Annotated in this window: 22 protein-coding genes; 8 read left to right on the forward strand and 14 right to left on the reverse strand. The window is 71.8% G+C overall.

Annotated elements, in window-relative coordinates; translation table 11 throughout:
- Positions 1 to 186: 186 nt before the first annotated feature.
- The 4 genes from ABD652_RS12445 to ABD652_RS12460 form a co-directional block, all read right to left on the reverse strand.
- Entirely contained in the window at positions 187 to 879 is a 693-nt protein-coding gene (locus ABD652_RS12445) for a hypothetical protein (RefSeq protein WP_344721850.1), read from the reverse strand.
- Between the two features lie 97 nt (positions 880 to 976).
- Positions 977 to 1,732: a hypothetical protein gene (locus ABD652_RS12450; protein ID WP_344721852.1), complete on the reverse strand. Its 756-nt coding sequence runs from the start codon at positions 1,730 to 1,732 to the stop codon at positions 977 to 979.
- A gap of 105 nt (positions 1,733 to 1,837) precedes the next feature.
- Entirely contained in the window at positions 1,838 to 2,581 is a 744-nt protein-coding gene (locus ABD652_RS12455; RefSeq protein ID WP_344721853.1) for a magnesium chelatase domain-containing protein, read from the reverse strand.
- Entirely contained in the window at positions 2,578 to 2,961 is a 384-nt protein-coding gene (locus ABD652_RS12460) for a YraN family protein (protein WP_344721855.1), read from the reverse strand. Before ABD652_RS12460 ends, ABD652_RS12455 begins: the two co-directional genes overlap by 4 nt.
- Positions 2,962 to 3,219: 258 nt before the next feature.
- On the opposite strand from ABD652_RS12460, the gene ABD652_RS12465 reads away from it, so the two are divergent.
- On the forward strand, positions 3,220 to 4,170 hold the full coding sequence (locus tag ABD652_RS12465) for an alpha/beta fold hydrolase (protein ID WP_344721858.1): 951 nt from the start codon (positions 3,220 to 3,222) through the stop codon (positions 4,168 to 4,170).
- 6 nt (positions 4,171 to 4,176) lie between these two features.
- On the opposite strand, the gene ABD652_RS12470 is transcribed toward ABD652_RS12465, so the two are convergent.
- The 9 genes from ABD652_RS12470 to ffh form a co-directional block, all read right to left on the reverse strand.
- Complete coding sequence (locus tag ABD652_RS12470; protein ID WP_344721859.1) at positions 4,177 to 4,863, reverse strand: ribonuclease HII; 687 nt, start codon at positions 4,861 to 4,863, stop codon at positions 4,177 to 4,179.
- Positions 4,863 to 5,660 (reverse strand): signal peptidase I, encoded by a 798-nt coding sequence (gene lepB / locus ABD652_RS12475; protein WP_344721861.1) that lies wholly within the window; start codon positions 5,658 to 5,660, stop codon positions 4,863 to 4,865. Before lepB (ABD652_RS12475) ends, ABD652_RS12470 begins: the two co-directional genes overlap by 1 nt.
- Positions 5,657 to 6,460, reverse strand: a complete 804-nt coding sequence (lepB, locus tag ABD652_RS12480) for a signal peptidase I (RefSeq protein WP_344721863.1) — start codon at positions 6,458 to 6,460, stop codon at positions 5,657 to 5,659. Before lepB (ABD652_RS12480) ends, lepB (ABD652_RS12475) begins: the two co-directional genes overlap by 4 nt.
- Before the next feature lie 57 nt (positions 6,461 to 6,517).
- Positions 6,518 to 6,913 (reverse strand): 50S ribosomal protein L19, encoded by a 396-nt coding sequence (gene rplS / locus ABD652_RS12485; protein WP_344721865.1) that lies wholly within the window; start codon positions 6,911 to 6,913, stop codon positions 6,518 to 6,520.
- Between the two features lie 294 nt (positions 6,914 to 7,207).
- Positions 7,208 to 7,981 (reverse strand): tRNA (guanosine(37)-N1)-methyltransferase TrmD, encoded by a 774-nt coding sequence (gene trmD, locus ABD652_RS12490; protein ID WP_344721868.1) that lies wholly within the window; start codon positions 7,979 to 7,981, stop codon positions 7,208 to 7,210.
- Between the two features lie 41 nt (positions 7,982 to 8,022).
- Positions 8,023 to 8,613, reverse strand: coding sequence for a ribosome maturation factor RimM (gene rimM, locus ABD652_RS12495; RefSeq protein ID WP_344721871.1), 591 nt, complete (start codon positions 8,611 to 8,613; stop codon positions 8,023 to 8,025).
- A 20-nt stretch (positions 8,614 to 8,633) separates the two neighbouring features.
- Positions 8,634 to 8,876, reverse strand: coding sequence for an RNA-binding protein (locus ABD652_RS12500; RefSeq protein WP_344722095.1), 243 nt, complete (start codon positions 8,874 to 8,876; stop codon positions 8,634 to 8,636).
- 18 nt (positions 8,877 to 8,894) lie between these two features.
- Complete coding sequence (rpsP, locus tag ABD652_RS12505; RefSeq protein WP_344721873.1) at positions 8,895 to 9,320, reverse strand: 30S ribosomal protein S16; 426 nt, start codon at positions 9,318 to 9,320, stop codon at positions 8,895 to 8,897.
- Positions 9,321 to 9,559: 239 nt separating this feature from the next.
- Positions 9,560 to 11,191, reverse strand: coding sequence for a signal recognition particle protein (ffh, locus tag ABD652_RS12510; protein ID WP_344721875.1), 1,632 nt, complete (start codon positions 11,189 to 11,191; stop codon positions 9,560 to 9,562).
- Positions 11,192 to 11,375: 184 nt separating this feature from the next.
- On the opposite strand from ffh, the gene ABD652_RS12515 reads away from it, so the two are divergent.
- The 4 genes from ABD652_RS12515 (at position 11,376) to ABD652_RS12530 (ending at position 19,141) form a co-directional block, all read left to right on the forward strand.
- Positions 11,376 to 14,387, forward strand: coding sequence for a glycosyltransferase (locus ABD652_RS12515; protein WP_344721877.1), 3,012 nt, complete (start codon positions 11,376 to 11,378; stop codon positions 14,385 to 14,387).
- 40 nt (positions 14,388 to 14,427) lie between these two features.
- The gene (locus ABD652_RS12520; RefSeq protein WP_344721879.1) at positions 14,428 to 14,886 is read left to right on the forward strand and encodes a hypothetical protein; all 459 of its coding nucleotides are present in this window, start codon (positions 14,428 to 14,430) and stop codon (positions 14,884 to 14,886) included.
- Entirely contained in the window at positions 14,883 to 17,603 is a 2,721-nt protein-coding gene (locus ABD652_RS12525) for a glycosyltransferase (RefSeq protein WP_344721881.1), read from the forward strand. Before ABD652_RS12520 ends, ABD652_RS12525 begins: the two co-directional genes overlap by 4 nt.
- A gap of 92 nt (positions 17,604 to 17,695) precedes the next feature.
- On the forward strand, positions 17,696 to 19,141 hold the full coding sequence (locus ABD652_RS12530) for an ATP-grasp fold amidoligase family protein (RefSeq protein WP_344721883.1): 1,446 nt from the start codon (positions 17,696 to 17,698) through the stop codon (positions 19,139 to 19,141).
- On the opposite strand, the gene ABD652_RS12535 is transcribed toward ABD652_RS12530, so the two are convergent.
- Positions 19,095 to 21,272, reverse strand: coding sequence for an acyltransferase family protein (locus tag ABD652_RS12535; RefSeq protein WP_344721885.1), 2,178 nt, complete (start codon positions 21,270 to 21,272; stop codon positions 19,095 to 19,097). The two genes, ABD652_RS12530 and ABD652_RS12535, sit on opposite strands and share 47 nt — an antisense overlap.
- 401 nt (positions 21,273 to 21,673) lie before the next feature.
- On the opposite strand from ABD652_RS12535, the gene wecC reads away from it, so the two are divergent.
- The 3 genes from wecC (at position 21,674) to ABD652_RS12550 (ending at position 25,687) form a co-directional block, all read left to right on the forward strand.
- Positions 21,674 to 22,909, forward strand: a complete 1,236-nt coding sequence (wecC, locus tag ABD652_RS12540) for a UDP-N-acetyl-D-mannosamine dehydrogenase (RefSeq protein ID WP_344721887.1) — start codon at positions 21,674 to 21,676, stop codon at positions 22,907 to 22,909.
- A gap of 102 nt (positions 22,910 to 23,011) precedes the next feature.
- Positions 23,012 to 24,214, forward strand: coding sequence for a signal recognition particle-docking protein FtsY (gene ftsY / locus ABD652_RS12545; protein ID WP_344721889.1), 1,203 nt, complete (start codon positions 23,012 to 23,014; stop codon positions 24,212 to 24,214).
- A gap of 216 nt (positions 24,215 to 24,430) precedes the next feature.
- On the forward strand, positions 24,431 to 25,687 hold the full coding sequence (locus ABD652_RS12550; RefSeq protein WP_344721891.1) for an ammonium transporter: 1,257 nt from the start codon (positions 24,431 to 24,433) through the stop codon (positions 25,685 to 25,687).
- Positions 25,688 to 26,062 lie beyond the last annotated feature (375 nt).

Genomic DNA, 26,062 nt, shown 5'->3' on the forward strand with positions numbered 1-26,062 from the left:
CGGCTTGGGAAACTGACTCCGATCGAATACGAGACCGTCTACACTCAAGACGTCGCGTTGGCGGCGTGAACTACGGAGTCAACCGAACCCTCAGCAGACCCGACGTCGCGACTGTCGACCTCGTTCCCCACGATCCCGAACCCACCTTTGAGCGTCAAAGCCGTCTCGGCTGTGCCTGCGACATGCTCAGTTGAACTCGAACGGGCGGTACGACGACCTCACGTTGAAACGTCGGCCGTCCTTCCGCCGCTGCACGAGGTCCGTTATCGTGTCGACGTCGTCAGCGCGCATGCCAAGCTCGCGGCACTTCGCACGCACCTGCTCTACCGAGACAGGAGCCCAGCGGTCGGGCCGGTTCATCATGTCCGCCTTGAGCTTGTCCTCTTCGTTCCACTTCAGGCCGGCGGAGTAGCCGGCAGCCCTCCCGGCGATGTATTGGAGAATGTCGTCGATACCGTTCGGCATCGGTTCCAGATCGCCCCTCGCCGGAGCCGCGGGCTCAATCGTCTGCCCTGGAAGCAATTGGATCGGGTTCACGTCTTGGAGCCATTCGGCGGTCTCCTCAACGCTCCACTCGATGACGGCGATCGCATCTGCTTTGACGCTCCATACGTCGTTCAGGTGCTCCCGATCAGGCCATGCGTAGAGCACCCGCTGACCATCGAAGGACCTTCCATAGAAACCTCGCCAGGCATGATGCTGCACCTGAGGCCGGGCGATCAGACGGGTGATGACCTCGCTCTGTACCGTGCGTCGTGGCGTCACAACGACCAGGGGGCCTCCCGGTTGGGCAAGTAGCCACCTCACGGCACGGGTGTTCTGTGCTTCTCGCGAGTCGTCTCCACTGAGTCGAGATACCGCGACGGGAACGTCAGACATCTTCTACCTCCTCGAATCGTGGGTCTACCGACACGGTAGCGATGAGGTCTGACATTGGTACCGTCTCCGCCGTCGCCACAACGAAGGTGCCGGTATCCTAGACCATCATGGCCCGTGGTTCTGGCCTCCCTGGCTCCCAAATCATCTCCCCGACTTTCCTCCCCAGTTCGCCAAAGCACCCCTGGACACTGAGGCGATGAATGCAGAACCACCACACCTCGAGCTCGTCGGCGATACAGTCACGCAACCTGGCTTCGCACTCGTCTAAAGCGCGGTTGTCACCGTAAGGGACCTCGTGGAGCTCCGGGTCTGTTGATCTGACGTGGTATTCGACCCGCTCCCAGTAGTCAGACGGCGGATCGTCGGTCCCGGGCTCATCGGTCGCGAGGACGTCCAAGTGGTGGAAGCGTCCCGACTTCCCGTAACGGGCGAACGCCGCGAAAAGCAGCTCGAGTGTCGTGCTCGTACCGATCCGAGAAGCGAGCTCCCGGGAGTAGCCGCCGTGTACGACTCTTGCCAGGCCACATTCGATCGCATACCCCAGGAACGAGTTCAGCGACTCGATGTCATGCCCCCAGGTGGACTTCAACGTCTTCTTCGACGGCCACGAGCCGGATGCCCCGACCTCGTTGCAACCGAGCACGACCTTCATGGCCTTCTCCACACCGATACTTCCCAGTGTGAACACCGCATCGCCGTGCAAATCCACGAGACGAAGCCCCCGGATCGCCTCCACAGAGTCGCGTAGCAGGTTACGTACGGATCCGGCTTCTTCGATCAGAGCAAATCCCTGACGCGTCGACAGCCCTGGATGGAGGCCATTGCGGCTCTCATGTTCTGAATCGGATGACACAGTTTGGCTCCTCTAAGGTGCTCACACGGCCGTACTACAGTGCCTCAAGCGTAAGAGTTCGACGACGCGGCAGCGCCCGACGCGCTGTAGCCCTCGCATGCACGTTTAAGGGTGGGGACCCGGGGCGCCGACGAGCAGCAGATGATGCCCGCCGGCCGCGGCGACCTCCAGAGCGAACCGGGCCTCGTGCTGACCGCGGACCTCGGCGAGATCGCCGCCCGCCTGCGGGCCGGCGACCCCGTCCCCGACCTCGCCGACGCCCACGGCCCCGCCGGTGTGCCGATCCGGCACCCGCTCGTCCAGATCCGGGAACCGGTCGCCCACCTCGCGCCGCACCCTGCTCCCGCAGGAGAACGCCCCGGCTACCTCCACCGCATGCGAGGCCGCCAACACCTCCACCCCGGGGACCAGCGCGGCCTCAGGGGCGTTCTCCCGGCTGACGACCACCGTCTCCACTCCGGCCCGCACGGCCGCGGCGACCGCCGGCAGCACCCCGCGCACCGGCCGCAGCCGGCCGTCCAGCCCCAGCTCGGCGAGGAAGACCACCGACTCGGTCCCGGCGACCATCCCCTCGGCGGCCCAGGCGCTCATCAGGATCGCCAGATCCAGCCCCGAACCGGACTTCGGCAACGAGGCCGGCAGCAGGTTCACCGTCAGCCGCCGAGCCGGCAGGTCGAGGCCGCTGTTCCGTGCGGCCGCGCGGATCCGGTCCTGGCTCTCGCGCAGCGAGGCATCCGGCAGCCCGAGCAGCACGAAGGCCGGCAGCGACTGGCCGATGTCGGATTCGACGTCGATCAGATGCCCCTGCATGCCCACCAGCACCACTCCGCGGGACCGCCCCATGCTCATGGCCGCACATCCCGCAGATGCTCCACCCGCGGCCGGGTGCCGTCCTCCGCGGCCCGCGCGTCGTCGGGCGGCAGCAGCACGGAGACCACATCGACCCGACGGCGGATCCGTGGACCGGGGTAGCCGCTGACGTACTCGGCGAGCAGCCGATGCAGCCGATGGAGCTTCTGCGGGCCCACTGCTTCGAAGGGATGCCCGTAGCCCAGTCCGCGGCGAGTCTTGACCTCGACGGCGACCAGCTCGTCGCCGTCGATGGTCACCAGATCCAGTTCTCCCCGCGTCGACCGCCACCGTCGTTCCAGGATGAGATGCCCGGCCTCGGCGAGGTGATCGGCGGCGATCTCCTCGCCGAGCAGACCGGTCCTGTCCTCAGCACGCATGCGTCGCCTCCTCCCGACGTCGACCCGGTGGTCGGCGCCTCGCTCGTCCAGCACCCACCACTGTGCCACCGGCGCCGACGGCGAGGAGGCCCGCCGACCGCTTCTGTGGAGAACACGGCGTGTCGCAGGTGCCGAGGCCCCGCCTGTGCAGGACTCGCCGGTCCCGGAGGCCTCACCGGGCGGCGTTCCTGACCGGGACCTCCCCGGGCGGCGACCTCGGCTGGTGACGGCCGCCGACCTGCCGTCCAGACTCGCTCCATGGCTCTTCGCGAGATCACGTTCCCCTCCGCCGATGATCGTGACGAGATCCAGGCGTGGCTGCACACGCCGCTCAGGGCCCCGCGCGGCATCGTGCAGATCGTGCACGACTTCGGCGAGCACTCACGCCGCTGCCACCACCCGATCGGGACCCTGCTCGACGCCGGCTTCGTCGGCGCCCACGACGACCACGTCGGGCACGGCAGCACGGCGCGGCGGAACGACACCTGGGGCGATCCGGGCGAGGCCGGCTGGGAGACCACTGTGCTCGACGAGCGGCGGCTGCACGACGCCGTCCGCGCCGAGCTGCGGCAGGCCGGCCATGCCGAGCTGCAGTTCACGATGTTCGGACACAGCTGGGGCTCGATGATCGCGCGCGAGTACGCCGCCCGGCACGGAGACGACCTCGAGGCCCTGGTGCTGTGCGGCGTCGTCTACGGGATGCGGCAGGACGAGACGATGGCCCGGATGGCCGAGGAGGCGCTGGCGGCCGGCCGCGCCGCGGAGCCCGCCCTCGACGTCGCCGAGGCCGTCTTCGGGCCGATGACGGCGCGCTACACCGATGTGCGCACGCCGAACGACTGGATCGCCTGCGACCCGGAGGTCGTCGACGACCACGCCGCCGATCCGCTGAACACGATGACCGTGGGCGCGCCGACTTACCGGCTCTTCGCGGACTTCGCCGCGCTGATGAGCGCCGTCACCGGGGCGCAGTGGGCCGCTCGGATACCCGTCGACCTGCCGGTCCGCCTGATCGCCGGCGATCAGGACCCGGCCGGCGACTACGGCGAAGGCGTCTACGCCGTGGCCGATCTGCTCGCCGAGGCCGGCAGCCGGTCGACCTCGACCACGACCTACTCGGGGTGGCGCCATGAGATCCACGACGAGCGCGCCATCCGCGCCGAGGTCGAGGCCGACGTGGTCAGCTTCCTCCGGCGTCACCTGGGGTGACGGCGCTCAGGCTCCGCGCGGCGCCGCCAGCCGGTCCGTGCCCAGATTCCAGGACCGGCGGTGGGCGACAGTGGCCCCGTGCTCGACCAGTGCGGCACGGTGCACCGCCGAGCCGTAGCCCCGGTTGGACTCCCAGCCGTAGCCGGGATGCTCGACGGCGAGCCGTTCCATCAGCGCGTCCCGCTCGACCTTGGCCGCGACGCTGGCCGAGGCGACGCTCAGCGCCCGGGCGTCGGCCTTGACCATCGCGTGCACGCGCGCCGAGCTCCCGCCGGTGAGCCAGTCGTGGGACCCGTCGACGATCACCGCGTCCACCGGATGGCCCAGTCGCTGCTCGACGGCGCGGAGCCCGGCCAGGCCGGCCTCCTGCAGGGCGGAGGAGATGCCGGCGGTGTCGATGCGCTCGGGCGCGCTGTGCTGCACGGAGACCGCCGGGGCCTCCTCGGCGATCACCGGGGCCCAGCGCTGACGCGCCTTCGGGGTGAGCAGCTTGGAGTCGCGCACGCCGTCGAGCACCGCCAGCACGCCGGTCTCGCGCTCGACGGCGGGATCAGCCAGATCCAGCACCGCGACCCCGACGGTGACCGGTCCGGCCAGCGCGCCGCGGCCGACCTCGTCCACGCCGGCGATCCAGCGGGCGCCGGTCTCGGCGGCCAGGGCCAGTTCGGGCAGCAGCGTCGCCGACTGCGGCATCAGTCCCCCGCCGCCGGCACGTCGGCGAAGGGATCACGGTCGGTGCCGCCGCCGCCCCACCGGTCCATCGGCCAGACGCGGGCCAGCGACCGGCCGACGATGTCCTCCACCGGCACCGCCCCGCGGTCCGGCTCCTCGAGATGCGCGCGCGAATCGGCCGAGGCGCGCCGGTGATCGCCCATCACCCACACCGTGTCCTCGGGCACGGTGATGTCGAACTCCATCTGGCTCGGCTCGTCGCCCGGGTACAGATACGGCTCGTCGAGGGGCTCGCCGTTGACGGTCAGCCGCCCCTGGTCGTCGCAGCAGGTCACCTCGTCGCCGCCGACGCCGATGACACGCTTGACCACATAGTGCTCCGAAGTGTCGGGCATCAGCCCCACGAAGGTCAGCGCATCCTGCAGCGGCGTCGTCTCCGGCGCCGGGGCCCCGCCGGTGGACCAGGCGCGGGTGTCCTCGAAGACGATCACGTCGCCGCGCTGCACCTCGGAGACCTCCGGAGCCAGCAGGTTGACCACGATCCGGTCGTCCACCTGCAGGGTGTCCTCCATCGACTCCGAGGGGATGTAGAAGGCGCGCAGCAGGAAGGTCTTGACCACGAAGGAGATCACCACCGCGATCAGCAGGATGACGCCGATCTCGACGAAGAACGCCGCCACAGGGCTGCGGTCGCGCAGCCGACGACGGCGGCCGCCCGCCGTCGAGCCCTCCGCGCCGGCCGGAGTCCGGTGCGCCGGCGTCGTCTCCCCGTCCTCGCCGGAGCCGTCCTCGGGAGTCGAGGGGTCCTGGGTGCTCATCGCTGTCCTCCTGATGCTGGCGGCCGTCCGTCTCCGCGCGGCGCGGACGGGCCCCTCGACGTCGCCTCGGACGCGGCCTCGCCCAGCGGGCGTCGGGCGTCCCACGGCCACACCACCTCGGTGACGCGGCCGATGACGCGGCCCTGCCTGATCATACCTCCACCGGGGGCGCCGAGCAGCGCCCGCGAGTCCACCGACTCGGCGCGATGGTCGCCCATCACCCACATCCGGCCCGGCGGGACCTCGGCCTCGAACTCCTGGTCGGAGGCCGGCTGCTCGGCGGAGACCGGATGCGGCAGGTAGTCCTCCTCGAGCGGCTCGCCCTCGACGGTCACCCGCCCGGCGGCGTCGCAGCAGGCCACAGTGTCGCCGCCGAGGCCGATCACCCGCTTCACATAGGTCGCCGGCGGCGAGCCGAGGCCGAACCAGTGGCCGACGTGCTCGGCGGCCGCGGCGAGCTCGGACTGCGACTCGTACGGGGCGAAGGACCCGGTGCCGTCGAAGACGACGACGTCGCCGCGGTGCAGCTCATCCAGCGCCCCCGAGGCGTCGACGGCGCCCAGGCGCTTGTCGACCAGGACCCGCTCGTCGTCCTGCAGCGTCGGGCGCATCGAGTGCTGGTCGACGGAGTAGACGTCGACGACGGTGCCGCGGATCGTCGCGGCGACCACGGCCGCGAGCACCACGACCACCAGCGTCGCGAGGATCCATCCCCGGCGGCCGCGGAGCCGCCCGGCACGCAGAGAGCCCCGAGACGCGCCGACGGTGTCGGCGCGCTCGGGGCTCTGCGGGGCCTGCATGACGGGCGTTCCTCCGTGCGGACGGTCTCGTGCTGCGCGGAGGAACGCCGCCACGGATCAGTGGTCGCTGACGGCCTCGACGTCCTCGCCCTGCTGACGGGCGATGGCCGACTCGCGCTTCTCCGGGATGCGCGCAGCCTTGCCGTGCCGGTCGCGCATGTAGTACAGCTTCGCGCGACGGACGTCGCCGCGGGCGGCGACCTCGATCTTCTCGATCACCGGCGAGTGCACCGGGAAGGTGCGCTCGATGCCGACGCCGAAGGACGTCTTGCGGACGGTGAAGGTCTCCCCCACGCCGCGGCCCTGGATGCCGATGACGTAGCCCTTGAAGACCTGGACACGGCTGGTCCGGCCCTCGACGATGTTGACGTGCACCGAGACGGTGTCTCCGGGTGCGAACTCCGGGATGTCGTCGCGCAGGCTGGCCGCGTCGACGATGTCGAGAGTATGCATGATGATTCTCCTCGGACGACTGCCACAGGTCACTCGCCCTGCTTCTCGACCGGTCCCCTCCTGCCAGCCCCGAGGGCTCGCGCGTCAGGCACGTCGCATCACGCGACGAGGGTCATCAGGCTGTGCTGCCGGCGCCGGCGGGTGCGCGGCGGCCGGTGGCCTCGCTGTTGATGGTCATCCCCTGTGGCAGACGAGCCATCCAGCAGGCACAGGGACTCATTATGCCAGATGGTCCCGCATCTCCCCCAGTCCGCGCCGGGTGATCCGAAACTCCCCGCGGCGTCCGGGGCCGGCTCAGGACTCGTCGGGGTGCCGCACCGCGCGCCCGGCCTGCTCCTCGGCGACGAGGTGGCGGGCGTAGAGGTCGGGCCGCTCGCGCCGGGTGCGGCGCAGCTGCTCGGCCCGCCGGTGCTCGGCGATGCGCGCGTGGTCTCCGGAGAGCAGGATCTCCGGGACGCCGCGGCCGCGCCAGACGGCGGGCTTGGTGTAGACGGGGTATTCGAGCAGCCCGTCGGCGTGCGACTCCTCGGTCAGCGACTCGGGGTTGCCGATCACTCCCGGCAGCAGCCGGGTGATCGCCTCCACCATGGCGATGACCGCGACCTCGCCGCCGTTGAGCACGTAGTCGCCGATGCTCATCGGCCGCACCTCGAAGTGCTCGCCGGCCCACTCGGCGACCCGCTGGTCGATGCCCTCGTAGCGTCCGGCGGCGAAGACCAGGTGCTCGGCGCCGGCCAGCTCCTCGGCGGTCCGCTGGGTGAAGACCTCGCCGGCGGGGCTCGGAATGATCAGCACCGGAGGTCGAGATCCGTCCCCGGAACCCTCCACGGCGGAGCCGGCGGTCTCCAGCACATGCTCCAGCGCCCGCGCCCAGGGCTCGGGCTTCATGACCATGCCGGCGCCGCCGCCGACCGGGGTGTCGTCGACGGTGCGGTGCTTGTCGTCGGTGAAGTCGCGCAGCTGGTGGCGGACGATCTCCACCAGCCCGTCGCGCTGGGCCCGGCCGATCAGCGACAGGTCCAGCACGTCGTAGAACTCGGGGAAGATGGAGAGGGCGTCGATGCGCATCGGCTGCGGCTCCGGAGGTCGGGGACGGCGGACGGTCCGGCTCAGGCCGGGAAGAGGCCGTCCGGCGGGTCCAGCGTGACCACGCGGCGCGCGGCGTCGACCTCGGGGACGATCTCCTCGACGAAGGGCACCATGGTCTCCTCGCCGGACTCGTCGACGACGACCAGCAGGTCCTGAGCGGCCCCGGTCACCAGCTGGAGGACCCGACCCAGCGTCGTCCCCTCCGCATCCACGCAGGCGAATCCGGCGATCTGGTGGCTGTACCAGCCCTCGTCGGGGTCCTCGGTCTCGGCGGGCACCTCGACGTGGAGCATCGAGCCGCGCAGCGCCTCGGCGGCGTCGCGGCCGTCGACCTCGGCGAAGCCGAGCAGGCAGATGGCCTTCTTCCAGCGGCGCGAGGTCACCGTCAGCGTGCTGGTCTCGCGGTCCGGAGTGTGCTGGCCGGGAGTGCGGAGCAGCTCCGCGCCGGGGGCCAGCCGGTGCTCGGGGTCGTCGGTGAACAGCTGCACGGTGACCTCGCCGCGCACGCCGTGGGGCTTGCCGACACGAGCGACCCGCAGGCGCTCCGCGGTGGGAGTGCTCGCCTGCGGGTCGTCGTCGCGGCGCTGTCCGTCGGAACGGTCAGTGCTCATATATCGGGCCTCTGTCGTCGTCAACTGCGGCGGTCGGTGTCGACGACGTCGACCCGGACCGACTCCCCGCCGGGGAGCGCACCGACCACAGTGCGCAGTGCCTTCGCGGTGCGTCCGCCGCGGCCGATCACCCGGCCGAGGTCGTCGGGATGCACGCGCACCTGGACCGTCTCCTGGCGGCGGCCTCCGCGCTGACGGACCTCGACGTCGTCGGGGGCGTCGACGATGCCGCGCACCAGGTGTTCGACCGCGTCGGTCAGCACTGCTTCAGCACCCATGGATCACTCAGCCTTCTCCTCGGCGGACTCCTCCGCCGACTCCTCGGCCTGCGGCTCCTCAGCCTTCAGGTCGGCGGCCTTCGGCGTCGAGTCGTCGATGACCGACTTCTTCTGCGGGGCGACGAACTCCTCCTTGGGAGCAGCCGACTTCAGCGTGCCCTCGGCGCCGTCGAGGCCCTTGAACTTCTGCCAGTCGCCGGTCACCTTCAGCAGCGCCTCGACCTGCTCACTCGGCTGCGCGCCGACCGACAGCCAGTACTGGGCACGGTCGGACTTGATGTCGATGAACGACGGCTCGGCCGTCGGGTGGTACTTGCCGATCTGCTCGATGGCCTGACCATCGCGCTTGGCGCGCGAGTCGGCGACGACGACGCGGTAGTACGGTGCGCGGATCTTGCCCATCCGCTTCAGGCGAATCTTGACTGCCACTTGAGTGGTCACTCCTGTTGTCTCGTCTCAGGGACGCGGTCGAGCATCGCGCTGCGTGGGGATGCTGCTCAGTCGATGCGACCGCTCAAGGGAACTGGTGACCGTTCCGCAGGAGGAAGAGGGTGCCTGCGGCCGATCAGAGTACCTGGTCATTCTGCCACAGAACCGGCACGACCGCGACTCGGCGGGCGGGCACGGCCGTGCCCGCCCGCCGGATCCGGCCCAGCCGCGTCGCGGACTCACTTCAGGTACTTCTCGAAGCCCTTCGGCAGGTCCAGCTGCGAGGGGTCGACGTCGCCGCCCTGCGCGCCGAAGCTCGAGCCGTCCATGCGCTTCTGGGCCGACTGGCTGCGCCGCTGCTCCGCCTCCCGCTCCTGCTGGGCGGCCTTGGCGGGGTTGCCCGACTTGCCCTTCTTCTTCTGCTGCTGGCCCTTGCCCTTCTTGCGCTTCGAGGCGCCGCCGTCGCCGCCGCCCGCGCCGGGCATGCCCGGCATGCCGCCGCCCATCCCGGGCATTCCGCCTCCGCCGCCGGGCATCTGCGGCACGCCGCCGCCGGAGGCCATCTTCTTCATCATCTTCTGCGCCTGGCCGAACCGTTCGAGCAGCTGGTTGACCTCGGAGACGTGCACGCCGGAGCCGCGGGCGATGCGGGCGCGGCGGGAGCCGTTGATGATCTTCGGGGCGAGCCGCTCATGCTGGGTCATCGACTGGATCATCGCCTCGATGCGGCCGATGGAGGACTCGTCGAACTGCTCGAGCTGCTCGCGCATCCCCTGGGCGCCGGGCATCATGCCCAGCAGCTTCTTCATCGACCCCATCTTCTTCAGCTGCTGCATCTGATTCAGGAAGTCGTCGAGGGTGAAGTCCTCCTGATCGGCGAACTTCTGGGCCATCTTGGCCGCCTCGGCCTGGTCCCAGCTCGCCTCGGCCTGCTCGATGAGCGAGAGCACGTCGCCCATGTCCAGGATGCGCCGGGCCATGCGGTCGGGGTGGAAGACCTCGAAGTCCTTCAGCCCCTCGCCGGTGGAGGCATACATCACCGGCTTGCCGGTCACCGAGGCCACCGACAGCGCCGCACCGCCGCGGGCGTCGCCGTCGAGCTTGGAGAGCACCACGCCGGTGAAGTCCACGCCCTCGTCGAAGGCCTGCGCCGTGGCGACGGCGTCCTGGCCGATCATCGCGTCGATGACGAAGAGCACCTCGTGCGCGCCGACGGCGGACTTGATGTTCGCCGCCTGGTCCATCAGCTCCTGATCGACGCCGAGCCGGCCGGCGGTGTCGATGATGACCACGTCGTGCAGCTTCGACTGCGCCTCGGCGACGCCGTCGCGGGCCACCTGGACCGGGTCGCCGGTCGGGGTCTCGGCCTCCGAGGAGACGCCCGGGTGCGGGGCGAAGACCGGTGCGCCGGCCTTCTGCCCGCCCACCTGCAGCTGGTTCACCGCGTTGGGGCGCTGCAGGTCGCAGGCCACCAGCATCGGCGTGTGGCCCTGGCTCTTCAGCCGGTGGGCCAGCTTGCCCGCCAGCGTGGTCTTGCCGGCGCCCTGCAGCCCGGCGAGCATGATGATCGTCGGCGGCTGCTTCGCGAACCGCAGCTCGCGGGTCTCGCCGCCCAGGATGCCGACGAGCTCCTCGTTGACGATCTTGACGACCTGCTGGCCGGGGTTCAGGGCCTCGGAGACCTCGGCGCCCAGCGCGCGCGCCTTGACCTTGGCGATGAACTCGCGGACCACCGGCACGGCGACGTCGGCGTCGAGCAGCGCCCGGCGGATCTCCCGGGCGGTGCCGTCGATGTCCGCTTCGCTCAGACGCCCCTTGCCTTTGAGGTTCTTGAAGGTCGCCGTCAGGCGATCGGAGAGGGAGTTGAACACGTGGTGTCGGTCCTTGGTCGTGGGCGGTGTCCTGGAACGATGTGGTGCGACAGTGCCGCGGCGCCGTCCGACGGCGGCCTCGCGCCGGCCGGTTCGGCAGGCCGCGACGGCCGTCGGCACGCCGGAGCCTCGCCCGGCGCGGCCGGGGAGAGTCTCGCATCCGTCGAACCTCTAGAGTAGCAATGTGCGATGGATCGAGACTCCACCGGCCGAGCATCCGGAGCCGGACCGACCGACAGACCCCGCGCCGGACGGCGTCGACGCCGCGGTGCTGAACCGCGTGCTCGACGCGCGCGGCTCGCTGATGACCGCCGTCGAGGAGGCGCACCGGCGCGCCGCGGACACGCTGGAAGTGCCGGCCGACGACCATCGCCCGGCCGCGGCGATGCGCCGCGCCGGAGCCCGCGCCCACCGCGAGCGCGCCGAGGCGCATCGGCTGCGCGGCCGGCTGCTGGCCGAGATCGCCGCCCTGCCGACCTCGACGCTGACGGAGCTCGACGCCGGCGAACTGGAGTCCCTCGCCGTCTCCGACGAGCCCGGCGACGGGGCGCTGCGCCCGACCGGCCGGGTGCTCGCCGCCGCCCTGGAGTCCTCGGCCGAGCTGCCCGACGGCGAGCACGGCGTCTCCCGGCCTCCGCTGCCGGTGCGCGTCGGCGTCATCGGCCCCGCGGCGGTGCGCGCGGCCTTCTCCGGAGCCGCCGACGTCGTCGCGCTGACCGCCGGGAGCTGGCGCGAGGAGGTCGAGACCCTCGACCTGGTGCTCTTCTCCTCGCGGCTCGATCCCGTCGCCGCGGGCTGGGACGAGCTCGTCGAGACGGTGCTGCCGGCGCTGCGCGCCCACGGGGTGCCGACGGTCTTCTTCGCCCAGCACCGGCTCCGCACCGGCCGTCTCCCCGCCGCGGCCCGCGCCTGCTCGCACATCGTCTGCCTCGACGCCGACACCGCCGCGCACTGCCGCGCCGAGGCGCCGCAGGGCGTCGACGTCGCCGTCGTGCCGGCGCCGGTGAACCCGCTGCGGCACACGCCGATCGGCACGCGGCCGGCCCGCACCGAGCTCGTCGCGCTGACCGGCATGGACCAGCACGGGCCGGCGCCGCATCTGGACCCTGCGCAGGACGAGCACCACCTGCCCCCGCTGGTCGACGGGCTGCTGGCCTCTGGGCGGCCGACGGCGCTGATGCAGCCGGCGCAGGCGGCCGATCCGCGCGCCGCCGACTGGACGGTCCCCTCCCAGTACGCCCCGTGGACGGTGCCGGTCGAGGAGACCCGCGCCGCCGACATGACCTGCGGGATCGACCGCCTGCAGCGCGGGATGGACGTCGCCGCGACGGTCCAGGCCGTCGTCGACTCCCAGCAGCTCGTCGACTCCCGCGTGCTGGAGCTGCTGGCCTCCGGCACGTTGGTGGTCTCCACCTACAACCAGGGCGTGAACACGTACCTGCCGCAGGTGCGCATCGCGAATTCGGCCGAGGACGTCGCCACGATGCTGGAGACGATGACGCTCGAGGAGCTGCGCCGAGCGCAGGGCGACGGCATCCGCGCGGCCTTCGCCGACCATCATGCCGTCGACGTGCTGCGCCGGATCTGCGAGCACGCCGGCGTCGCCGCCGACCTCGAGGCCGGCGGCGAGGCCCCGCGGATCGAGACGGTGCTGGCGGTGGCCGATCGTCGCACCGCCGCGCTGGAGGCGGATCTGCGGGCCCAGACCCACGGCCCGGTGGAGCTGGTCACATGGGATGAGCTGACCCGCCGCCGCGCCGACGACGCCGCGGCCGAGACCGTGGGCTCCGAGACGGCGCTCGCCGACGTCGTGCTGCCGGTGACCGCCGACCGCCGCTACGCGCCGACCTACGCGGCCGACCACGTCGTCGCCTTCCGGCTGCAACAGGCGAGGGTCACCGCCAAGCTCGACGGCGGCGCCGAGGAGACCGACGCCGCCGCCCACCGCCACCACGCCGGGGGTCTGGCGGCCCTGGCCGGCCGCACGGCGCTGGGACTCAGCGGCTGGTGGCGCCCGACCGTCGCGCAGCTGGTCTCCCCCGGCGCTCTGCTGTCCTCCGGGCGCGGGCGGCGCATCTACGCCCTCGACCACCTGGGCCATCGTCCCGCCGTCGAAACCCCCGCAGGAGACGCCGACGTCGACCCCGCGAGAGTGCGCCGGCCGCTGCCCGACCCGGCCGCGGGCGACGACCTCGCCGTTGCGGCCGACCGGGTCCGCACCACGGCCGGCGAGCATCAGCTGCGGCTGTCCGTGGTGGTGCCGGTCTTCAACAACGGCGACCATCTGCGGCACAAGGCCTTCGCCTCGCTGCGCCGCTCGACGCTCTTCGCGCAGATGCACATCCTGCTCGTCGACGACGGCTCCACCGACCCCGCCACTGTCGAGACCGTCGAGGACCTCGCCCACACCTGGCCGAACGTGACCGCCGTGCACCATCCGGCCGGCGGCTCCGGCTCGGCCTCCCGACCGCGCAACACCGGCCTGCAGCTGGCCGCCACGCCGTACGTGACCTATCTCGACCCCGACGACGAGGAGCTCGACGACGGCTACTGGGAGCTGCTGGAGCGGCTGGAGGCCTCCCCGGAGGCCGATTTCGCCCTGGGCACCATGGCCGTGTGGACGCACCGGCACCAGGTGCACGACTACCACGCCTGGTACGCCGATGCGCTGGAGCACCGCGACGGGCTGTTCCGGGTGCACCCGGGGTCGTTGGCGGAGGTGAACTTCCGCCCGGCGAGCATCGAGGCGATGGTCGCCCGCACCGACTGGCTGCAGTCGCTGGAGCTCGTGCAGCCGGTGGGCGCCGTCGGCCAGGACACCTACTTCTTCCAGCAGATGTTCCACAGCACCCGCGCCTACGCGCCGGTGCACCGGCCGGTCTACACCTACTACGGCGCCGTGGAGACCTCCACGGTCAACGTGGTCTCGCCGCAGTACTTCCGGAAGTACCTGATCCTGGAGCGGGAGCGGGCGGCCTGGCTGCGCGAGGCCGGCCTGATGGACCGCTACCTGGCCGAGCGCTTCGAGCGGTTCTTCGCCACCTGGTACCTGGAGAAGTTCACGCGCGTGCCGGGCGAGCAGCGCCGCGAGGCCGCCGCCGTGCTGCGCGAGATCGCCGCGGCCTACGTCGACGTCGACGACTATGCTTGGACCTCCCGAGCAGCGCGCCGCTTCTTCGACGAGCACGGCGACTGACGCCCGCCGACGAGCAGAGACGAGGAGATCGAGGAACCGCATGACTGCAGAGACCGCGTCCCAGCCGGACGCCCCCTCCCCCGCCGAGACCCCCGCGGCCCGCGCGCAGGACAGCACGCAGGACGGCACGCAGGACCGTTCGCAGGAGGTCGTCATGGCCCTGCTCACCCAGCAGGAGGCGCTGCTCGCCGAGCTGCGCTGGGCCTACGACGAGCTCGAGCGGACGCAGGACTCCGAGATCGTGCAGCTGAAGTCCCGCCTCGCCCGGCTCGAGGAGCAGGCCGGCCTGGCCCCCGGCGCCCAGGGAGCTTCAGGGGCCTCGGCTACGACCGGGGCGTCCGGATCCTCGGGATCGGCGGCGTCCTCCTCCTTCGCCGCCCGTACGCGCCGACGGGTCGCGCTCTCGCTGCAGGACCCGGACCGTGCCGTCCGGGAGGCCGGGCGCCGTCTGCGCCGGCCGATCGGCCGGATCGCCCGGCGGGCGGGGATCTCCCGGTGAACGTGGGACGTCTCGCCGGACCCGGAGCCCGGCAGGCCGGCCTCAGCCGGGGGATCGAGCTGATCGAGGCGCTGCAGGACTCCTCCGATCCGCTGGCCGATCTGCGCGACGCCGAAGTGCTCGGCGCGCTGGGCGTCCCGGCGGCCTCGCCCTTCCGTGCCGGACGAGGCGGCCGCGACCGCCTCGTCGAGGAGCTCCTCCCCCTGCTCGAGGCGCTGCCGACGCTGGAGACCGGCGCCTCGCGCCCGGGGCATGACGCCGTCGTCGCCGTCGTCGGCGCCGCGGACGTCGCGGCGACCTTCGACGGCCTCGCCGAGGTCCTCCGCCTCCCCGAGGAGGCGACGACGCCGGAGCGGGCCGCCGCGCTGGAGTCCGCCGACCTGGTGATCGTCGGCCCGCAGGTCGCCGGGCGGCCCGCCGTCGAGCAGCTGCTCGCCGAGGCCGCGGCCGCCGGGGTCCCCCGCGCGCTGGTCGACCTGCATTCCCACGTGACCCCGCAGTCCCCCGAGCTGCCCCGCGCGCTGCGCCGGCTGGCCGACCGCTGCGACCACCTCTTCGTGGTCTCCGAGTCGGCCGCCGAGCAGCTGGCCGGCACCACCCGCACGCCGGTGACCCGGATCCCGCTGCCGATCAGCCCGCTGGACCGCTCGCCGCTGGGCTCGGCGACGTCGCCCGGGGCGCTGGTCGCCTTCTCCGATCCGCTCACCGGTGAGCTGGACTCCGCCGTCGCCGCAGATCGGGACATGCTGCTCGACGGCGTGCTCGCCTCCGGCGCCCCGCTGCTCATCCAGCAGCTCGCCGCACGGCACGGCTCCGGGCACGGGTCGGCCCCCGCCGCCGATGCCGTCCTGCCGGTGCGCCACCGCCCCCACCTGGCGCCGTCGCTGACCGGGCTGCCCGCCGCAGGGCTCGACCGCCTCGCCGACGTCGGCGTCTCGGTCGAACCCGTCACCGACTCGCAGTCGCTGTTCTCGCCGCGGACGCTGCAGCTGATGGCCTCGGGCTCGCTGGTGCTCTCGACCTACAACCAGGGGGTGAACTCGCACCTGCCGCAGGTGCACCTGGGGAACTCTGTGGAGGACGTCGCCGCCGGACTCGAGCAGCTCACCGTCGAGGACCTCTCCCGCGCCTCCGCCGACGGCGTCCGGCGCGCCTTCATCGAGCACCACGCCGCCGATGTGCTGGGCCTCATCCTCCACCGGCTGGGCCTCGGCGAGGAGCCGGCCGCCGAGCGGGTGCTCGCCGTCGCCGAGGACGCCGACGAGACCCTGCACGAGGAGCTGGCAGCCCAGACCCACGGCGAGGTGACGGTCGTCGGCTGGGACGAGCTGCCGGCACGGCTGGCGGACCACGACGTCATCCTGCCTGTCTCCGCCCGGCGTCACTATGCGCCGACCTACGTCGACGAGCACCTCGCCGCGCTCCGTCACCAGTCGGCGTCGACGACCACCAAGGCCTCCGGCCCCGGGCAGGCGCACCAGCACCGCGCCGGCGTCGACGCGCTGGATCTCACCGCCTGGCTGCGTCCGCCGCAGACGGCGGCGAATCCCGAGGGGCTGCTCGCCCTGGCCGCCGAGCGCCGCGTCCACGTCGGCGACGCCGAGAGCGTCCGGGACCGCGGGACATCCTCGCCGCGCCGCGGTGCGCGCCGGCTGCGCGGCGGCGACGACGTCGACGCCCTCCGCCGCGAGGTCGCCGAGACCGCCGCCCGGCACCAGCTGCGCCTGACGGTGATCGTGCCGGTCTACGACAACGGCGAGCATCTGCGGCACAAGGCCTTCGCCTCGCTGCGCCGCTCCTCGGTCTTCTCCCGGATGCACGTGCTGCTGGTCTCCGACGGCTCCACCGATCCGGTCACTCTGGACACTGTCGAGGAGCTGGCCGCCGACTATGAGAACGTCACCGCCTTCCACCATGCCGCCGGCGGGTCCGGCTCGGCGTCCCGGCCGCGGAACACCGGCCTCGAGCTGACCGCCACGGAGTTCGTCACCTACCTGGATCCGGACAACGAGGCCGTCGAGGACGGCTACGCCCGGCTGCTGAGCGATCTGGAGGGCCACGACGACGTCGACTTCGTGCTGGGCACCATGACCCAATGGGCGCGCAGCCGCACGGTCCTGCCGTATGTGCGGGTCATGGAGCAGATCTTCGCCGGGCACCGACGTGCCGACGGCACGATCGAGATGCCCGAGCGGTCGCTGGAGATGCTCGACTTCCGCCCGATGGGCATCCAGACTCTGGTGGCGCGCACCGCCTGGCTGCAGTCCCTGGGGATCAGCCAGCCGGTGGGCGCCGTCGGGCAGGACTCGTACTTCTTCCAGCAGATGATCCACTATGCCCGCCGCATCCGCATCATGGACGTCGCGGCTCATACCTATTACACGGCGGTCAGCAACTCCACTGTCAACACGCTCAACCCCGGATACTTCGCGAAGTATCTGCCGCTGGACCGCGCCCGGGCCGACTGGCTGCGCGAGGTCGGGCTGCTCGAGGCCTATAAGGCGCGGCGCCTGGAGAGCTTCCTGGTCAGCTGGCATCTGCCCAAGCTGCGCCGGGTCGCCGACGAGGAGTGGCTGCAGGCCGCCGAGAACCTGGCCGAACTGCTGGCGTGCTACGGCGAGCATCGCTGGCGGCAGCGGCGCGCGCTGGACTTCTTCAGCGACCTGCGCGCCGCCCGTCGGCGGAGCCGCCGCCGATCCCGCGGACGACGGCGCTGATGGACGTGGCTGACGGGGCCGCTGGCGACCGCGGCCCCCGGGCATGTCACGGCGGGGATTATGATGGCTCTGACGTCGATTCGAGGAGCCTCATGTCCCGCATACCGGACGCCGTGCGCCGCCGGATCCCGCCGCTGGCCCGGCGCGATCGCCGGATCGCCCGGCTGGAGTCGGACCTGGCCAGAGCGAGGCGCCTGCGGGATGCGGCCGATGTGCGGCTCGACCATGCCCGGACCGAGCTGACGCGCGTCCGCGCCGAGACCGAGGAGGAGATCGACCGCATCGGGCGCCACGCCGCCCAGGAGACCTCCCGCCTGCGCGAAGCGATGAACCTGCAGCGCCGGCAGGCCCGCCGGACGCGCGCGACGCTGGACCGCGAGACCCGCGACGTCGAACGGCTCGGCAGGGAGCTGGAGCAGACCGAGGAGCGACGCAAGGACTTCGAGACCCGACTGCGCCATCCGTCATTCCGCACCAGGCTCTCCGCATCGCTGGCCGCCCTCTCGTTGAGCCGCGATCGAAGCTGGCACGATTCCAGCACGCAGGCGCAGCTGACCGTCAAGCTGCGGAACTATGCGCTGGCCCAGAGCCACGGCATCGCGGTGCCGACTGTGCATGCCGTCTGGGACTCGCCCGAGGCGGTCGACCTCTCCGGCATCGACGCTGAACGGCTGGTGCTCAAGGCCGACCGCGGGCACAGCGGCCGGGCGGTCATCCCGCTGGAGCGCGACGCGGACGGATGGCACACCCTCGACGGCGCCGAGACATTGGTCGACGGACGCCCCACGTCTCAGATGATCGACCGACTGCGATCCGGCGGGGCCGGACCGTACTTCGCCGAGCAGTTCCTCGCTTCCGAGACCGGCGAAACGCTGCCGGCGGACATCAAGGTCTATACCTGCTACGGCGAGATCCTGCAGGTGCTGGTCATGCAGACCGACGGCGTCGACGCCCACGAGCGCGGCGCCTTCACCCGCCGGTACTTCGACGCCGACGGGGAGAGCCTGGGTCGGGTGCTGCCCCGGGTGACGCTCAGCTCCGACATGCCCCGCCCGGAGCCGTGGGAGGAGCTGCTGGACGCCGCCCGGCGGCTCTCGGTCGCCGTCGGCCGTCCGTTCGTCCGCGTCGACCTCTACACCACGGACCGCGGCCCGGTGCTGGGCGAGCTGACGCCCACTCCGGGCGGCATCCAGCTCTATCGCCTGGACCATGACCTCGCGATGGGCGCCGCCTGGGCCGACGCCGAGGTGCGCCTGGAGCGCGACGTCGCCTGCGGCCGCCCGGTCGGCACGCTCTTCGGCGAACACGAGTACACCTGGTGGTACGACGCCGTCGCGGGAGACGGCGGCCCGGAGGACCCCTCCACCTGGCCGCGCCGCCAGGCCTGTGCCGAGGTCCCGTACACGCCGCCGCGGGTCGAGGACCGAGCGACGATCCTCCCGACGGCGGACGACTCGGAAGACGGCCGGGAGGCGAGCGCCGGAGATGCGGTCAGCCCCGGAGCGTCTCCTGGAGACGACGGCCCAGCTCGTCGCTGACGTCGGCGACGTAGTTGCGCGAGACGTGGCTGTCGTCGCGGTAGGTGATCGACCCGCCGATGACCGCATAGCAGGTCTCGTCGTCGCAGAGCAGATCCTCAGTGGGCAGGAAGTGGTAGCCGTCCTCGCCGGAGAAGATCTCCTGGGAGCGGTCCAGCCACCGATCGCCGACACGCGTGTCCTCGCGGGCGTCCCGGCACGCTGACAGGTCATCCTCGTTCCGGGCCACGCAGTCCGGCAGCGAGCTGTCCTCGTCCTCCTCGTGCATGCGCGGCACCTGCCCCATGACGACGACCTCCTTGCCCGCCTCGAGCCAGATCTCGACGGGGGCGAGCATGGCGCGGCCGACGTCGTCGATCTCCTCGCCCGCAGGCAGGTCCACGTCCCGACCGGGGGCGCCGAAGCTGCCGTGCACCTGGCTGGCGGCGATGATCACCGTCTCGATGCTCTCGTCGTCGCGAACCTGGTCGACGATCTCCTCATTGGCCTGCTCGCATTCGTCGCTGCCGTCGTCGACCGCCGAGAGCCGCGGCGTGCAGCCCGAACGGGTCAGCACGAGCAGCCGCTTGTCGTGCTGCTGGGCGTAGGAGTCCCAGGCGGGCAGCCACATCGAAGCGTGCGAGTCGCCGAAGACGGCGATCGTCCCGTCGGCCGCGGACTCCTCCGCGCCGCGCCAGCACTCGTGCACGCCCTCGGCCTCGCCGTCGGCCTGGCATCCGGTGTACTCGGGCTCGTCGTTCTGCGCGACGACCTCCGACGGGGGCGGGTCCAGCGTGCCGTCCCCCTCGACCGGGCCCGCGCAGCGGTCGGCGTCGGCCAGGGCCTCATAGCCGTAGCAGGGATCGTCGGCGGCGAGGTCGCCGGTGCTGGCCGTCGTGCGCTCCATCGCGGCCACCGCACCCATCGTGCCGACGATGACCACCGCCATGCCGGCCGCCGCGGCCACGAGGCTCCGCCACGTCGGCCTCAGCACCTCCGCCCGGCGGATGGGCGTCTCGAAGAAGCGGGTGCTCAGCGCCGAGAGAGCCACGATGCCGAGGATCAGCAGCAGCTTCACCGGCCAGGTCTCGGCGGCTTCGGCCACCATCGGTGCGATGACGACCACCGGCCAGTGCCACAGGTAGATGGCATAGGACCAGTCGCCCACGGCGACGGCGGGACGCAGGGAGAACCAGCGGTGCACGCCGGTCAGACCGACCTTCCCGCCGCAGGCCATCAGCAGCACGGCGCCGAGAGTGGGCAGCAGCGCCGCGACTCCCGGAAAGGCGGTGGCGTCGGAGTAGAACCAGGCCGCGGCCAGGATCATCGCCAGCCCGGTCCAGCCGAGCAGGTTCCCCAGTCGGCCGGTCAGCTGATTGGTGCCCATGAGCAGCGCCAGCAGCCCGCCCAGGGCGAACTCCCAGATGCGGGTGTGCGTGACGAAGTAGGCCTGGGCCGGCTCGGCGGCGGTGAACAGGATCGAGGCCGCCAGGGAGGCGAGTCCCAGCGCGCCGATGACGCCGACGAAGACCAGGCGCACGCGCGGGGCGCTCTGCAGGCGGTCCGCGCCGACGAGGGCCAGCACGAGCACCAGCAGCACCGGCCAGAGGACGTAGAACTGCTCCTCCACGGAGAGCGTCCAGAAATGCTGCACCGCTGTGGCGCTGTCGTCCATCCGCGAGTACTCCACCGAGTCGGCGGCCAGCAGCCAGTTCTGCACGTAGAGCGCCGAGGCGGTGATCTGCCGCTGGGTGTTCTCCCACACCGTGCTCGGCATCACGGTCACCACTGCCAGGGCGGTGACCAGCAGCACCAGCAGGCTCGCGGGCAGCAGGCGGCGGATGCGGCGGGCCCAGAATCGCCCCAGACGCACTCTCCCGGTGCTCACCGCCTCCTTGAACAGATGGGCGGTGATGAGATATCCGGAGATGACGAAGAAGACGTCGACGCCGACGTAGCCCCCGGAGAGCCGATGCGGCCAGAAGTGATAGCCGATCACCAGCAGCACGGCCAGCGCGCGCAGTCCCTGGATCTCCGGCTGGAAGCGCGAAGCTCCCGGACTCGCCGCGGCGGTCGCCCCCTGGGCCGCCTGACGGGCGGCCGTCGGGACGGTGGCGGAGGACGACGCCGTCGTCTGATCGGATGTGCTCATCGGTTCCTGGGATCCTGCTCGTCGGAAGCCGCCTGATTCAGGCGCGGACTCGGGTGACGCCCACAGTGAAGCGGACCGGCGGAGCCTCACTCTACAGCGACACACGCTTTGACCGCCCTACCAGGAAGCTCCTGGCTTCCTTCCAGCGTCGCCGCCTCAGCACCAGGTCCGCGGCGCGCCGACCGATCGCGGGCGCCCGCCCCCTCCCGCGCCGCAGTCCGCGGACGTGACCCTCCCCCGCGCCTCGGTGTTATAGGCTGGCGACTCGGATCGTGCGCCGTCGAGCGCCCCCGCCGCCACCCTGACGAGAGGTCGGGGCGGGCGAGCTCGTCGAGGATCCGTCGACCGTCTCCGCGCCGCTGGGCGCGGGCACAGTGCAGTCGTCCCGGAGAGAGGGCATCGTGAGCAGAAGCATCGAGACCGTCGGCGTCATCGGGCTGGGGTACATCGGCCTGCCGACGGCGGCCGTCCTCGCCGACGCCGGCGTGGAGACCATCGGGATGGACGTCTCGGCGCACACCGTGGAGGCGGTCAATGCCGGGCAGGTCCCCTTCGTCGAGCCCGGGCTGCGCGAGGTCGTCGAGCGTGCCGTCTCCGCCGGGATGCTGTCGGCCTCCGTCGAGACTCCGGCCGCCGACGCCTACATCGTCGCGGTGCCGACGCCCTTCACCGAGACCCACGCCGCGGACCTGTCCTACATCGAGGCCGCCGCCCGGGGCATCGCCCCACACCTGACCGGCGGCGAGCTGGTCATCCTGGAGTCGACCTCCCCGCCCGGCGCCACTGAGCGCATGGGCGCGACCATCCTGGCCGCGCGCCCGGACCTCGCCGCCGCCGATGTGCTGGTCGCCCACTGCCCCGAACGCGTGCTGCCGGGGAAGATCATGGTCGAGATGGCCGAGAACGACCGGATCATCGGCGGCACCACGCCCGAGGCCGCCGCGGCCGCCCGCGACCTCTACGCCCGCTTCTGCCGCGGCGAGATGCTCCTCACCGACGCGCGGACCGCGGAGATGGCCAAGCTGGTGGAGAACAGCTTCCGCGACGTGAACATCGCCTTCGCCAACGAGCTCTCGGTCATCTGCGCCGAGGTCGGCGTCGACGTCTGGGAGCTGATCGAGCTGGCCAACCATCACCCGCGGGTGAACATCCTGCAGCCCGGTCCCGGAGTCGGCGGCCACTGCATCGCGGTGGATCCGTGGTTCATCGTCGACGCCGCCCCGGAGTCCGCTCGGCTGATCCGCACGGCCCGGCAGACCAACGACGGCAAGCCGGAGTGGGTGCTGGGCCGCATCGAGCAGGCGCTGGAGCACCATGGCGCGGGGGCGACGGTCGCGCTGCTGGGACTGGCCTTCAAGCCGAACATCGACGACCTGCGCGAGTCGCCGTCGCTGCAGATCGCCGAGCGGCTCGTGGAGCGCGCCCCCGAGGCGACCATCCGGGCGGTCGAGCCGAACATCGAGGAGCTGCCGGCCTCGCTGGCGGCGGCGCAGAACGTCACCCTGACCCCGGTCGAGGAGGCGCTGGACGCCGCCGACATCGTGGTGCTGCTCGTCGACCACCGGCAGTTCACCGAGATCCCCGCCGAACGGCTGGGCCGGGCCACGGTGATCGACACCCGCGGAGTCTGGCGCTGAGCCGCTGATCTCGCACGATGCGCCCGCGCCCCGGCCCCTCGCCCGGGGCGGGGCCGGGGCGTCGGACGGCCCGGGACGGCCGGGCTGTGCCACACTGGACGGGTGGATTCCGACGTTCTCACCCTTGTCATCATTCTGGCCGTGATCCTCGCCGCGGTGCTCGGCGTCCTGCTCGTCCGCGGCGGGAAGGTGCCCGAGGGCACCTACCCCGAGACCCGCGACGCCGACGACCGTCCCGACGACGCGTCCGAGGCCTCCTCCACGGCTGTCGCCGCGCCCGAGGACGAGGAGGCCGGGGCCGCCGCCGAACCGGAGCTCGCCGAGCCCGCCGAACCGGCAGAGCCCGCCGAGGAGCCCGCTCCCGCGCTGGAGACGCCCGAGCCGGTCGCCGGACGCCTGGCCCGGCTGCGCGCCCGGCTGGTGAAGTCCAACAACGTCTTCGGCAAGTCGCTGCTGGCGCTGCTCTCCTCCGACGACATCGACGACGACGTCTGGGACGAGATCGAGGAGACGCTGCTCATGGCGGACCTCGGCACCGAGCCCACCACGGAGCTGCTCGATCGGCTGCGCGAGCGCGTGCGCGTCGAAGGGTTGAAGGACCCGGAGCGCGTGCGCACCATGCTGCGCGAGGAGCTCACCGCCCTGGTCGACCCCTCGATGGACCGCAGCCTGAACGTCGATGTCTCCGGCCGGCCGTCGGTGGTGCTGGTCGTCGGCGTCAACGGCGTCGGCAAGACCACCACAGTGGGCAAGATGGCCCGTGTGCTGGTCGCCGAGGACAAGGACGTGGTGCTCGGCGCCGCCGACACCTTCCGCGCCGCGGCCGCCGAGCAGCTGACCACCTGGGGCTCCCGCGTGGGCGTGCCGACCGTCTCCTCCGACGTCGAGGGCGCCGACCCGGCCTCCGTCGCCTATGAGGCCGTCTCGGCGGGCATCGAGCACGAGTCCGACGTCGTCATGGTCGACACCGCCGGGCGGCTGCAGAACAAGTCCAACCTCATGGACGAACTCGGCAAGGTCAAGCGCGTCGTGGAGAAGCAGTCCGAGGTCGACGAGGTCCTGCTCGTCCTCGACGCCACCACCGGACAGAACGGCCTCAACCAGGCGAAGGTCTTCGCCGAGGTCGTCGACGTCACCGGCATCGTGCTGACCAAGCTCGACGGCACCGCCCGCGGCGGCATCGTCGTCGCGATCCAGCGCGAGCTGGGCGTGCCGGTGAAGCTCATCGGCCTCGGCGAGGGACCCGACGACCTCGCCCCCTTCGACGCCGACCAGTTCGTCGACGCGCTGCTCGAGGAGCGCTGACCCGCCCCGCCCTCGCCGCGGCCGCGACGCGCGGACCGCCGCTCCCCTGATCTCACGCTCCCCGGCGCCCTCGTCCCACGACGGGCACCGGGGAGCGTGAGCTTTTACGCCGAGGAAACATCGGCGCGCTCCGGGCGAAACACGCCGCAGACACCATGGACTCCAAGCTCGCACCGGTGAGAGTCGCCGGTGAGACCAAGCTCCTGGAGGCTACCCATGGAACTCACATCTCTCGACGTCTGGGTGATCGTGGCGAGCGCGCTCGTGCTCCTCATGACGCCCGGCCTGGCCTTCTTCTACGGCGGGCTCTCCCAGGTGAAGTCCTCGGTGAACATGATGATGATGAGCTTCGCGGCCATCGGGCTCGTCGCCGTCGTCTGGGCGCTCTGGGGCTCCGCAGTGGCCGGCGGAGAGTCGGTCGGCGGCGTCTTCGGCGATCCCAGCAGCGACATCGGGCTCTACCGGACGCTCGCCGAAGACCCGGCCGCGCTGATCGGCGTCGGCTTCGGCTCCACCTTCGCGATCCTCACCACGGCGCTGATCTCCGGCGCCGTCGCCGACCGGGCGAAGTTCTCCGCCTGGATGGTCTTCGTCCCCGTCTGGGTGACCCTGGTCTACTGCCCGCTGGCCTTCATGGTCTGGGGCGAGGGCGGTCTGCTGGTCGCCGGAGGCGTCATCGGCGACACCGTCGGCGAGGCCGTCGACTACGCCGGCGGTCTGGTGGTCCACATGTGCGCCGGTCTGGCCGCGCTGGTGCTGGCGCTGATCCTGGGCAAGCGCAGCAACTTCCACCGGCGCGAGACCCACCGCCCGCACAACACCCCGTTCGTGCTGCTGGGCGCCTCGATCCTCTGGTTCGGCTGGTTCGGCTTCAACGGCGGCGCCGCCTCCGAGGCCGGCGAGGCCGGTCTCATCTGGGTCAACACGCTGCTGGCCCCGGCCGCGGCGCTGGTGACCTGGCTGCTGACCGAGCGGGCCCGCGGCGGCAGGCCCACGGCGCTGGGCGCGGCCTCGGGCATCGTCGCCGGCCTGGTGGCCATCACTCCGGCCTGCGCCCACGTCGACCCGGTCGGCGCGATCCTCATCGGCGCGATCGCCGGCGCGGTCTGCTGCCTGGCGGTGGAGCTGAAGTACGCGCTCGGCTTCGACGACACCCTCGACGTGGTCGGCCTGCACTTCGTCGCCGGCCTCTGGGGCACAGTGGCCATCGGCCTGCTGGGCCGCTCGGAGCTGATCGACGGCGAGCGCGCCGGGATCTTCTACGGCGGCGGGTTCTCGCTGATGACCGCCCAGCTGGTCGCCGTCGCGGTCACGCTGGTCTTCACCGTGGTGATGACGCTGATCATCGCCTCCGCGATCCACGGCATCATGGGCTTCCGCGTCTCCCGCGACGTCGAGGAGGCCGGCATCGACGCCTCCGAGCACGAGGAGAGCGCCTACGTCTTCGGCGAGGTCGACACCGCCACCGAGTGACTCTGCGGAGCGCGCGACCGCGCGATGACGCCGATCCGCCCCGTCCAGTTGAGCGGGGCACCGGTCAGCCCCGTCCAGTTGAGCGGGGTCGCCACTCAGCCTCGTCATGTTCCGAATTCCCAGCCCAACTGGACGGGGAACGTAGAACACGACGAGGCCGATCGGGGATGCCGGCGATATCGCGTGCAGGCCCCGACATGATGCCCCGGGAGGGCGTCCGCTGTGTCATCGTGGCGGCTCCTGCCCATCGAGTGGCGGCTCCCAGCAGCATCTTGTCCGGCGCCACGGCGTGTCGCCCGGCAGGTGCTGCAGGGAGCCGCCACTCGATGCCAGAGCCCGATTCCCGACCTCGATGCTCGGGTCCGGTGCTCGAGC

It is taken from the genome of Nesterenkonia halobia, assembly GCF_039536005.1.
Taxonomy (GTDB): domain Bacteria; phylum Actinomycetota; class Actinomycetes; order Actinomycetales; family Micrococcaceae; genus Nesterenkonia; species Nesterenkonia halobia.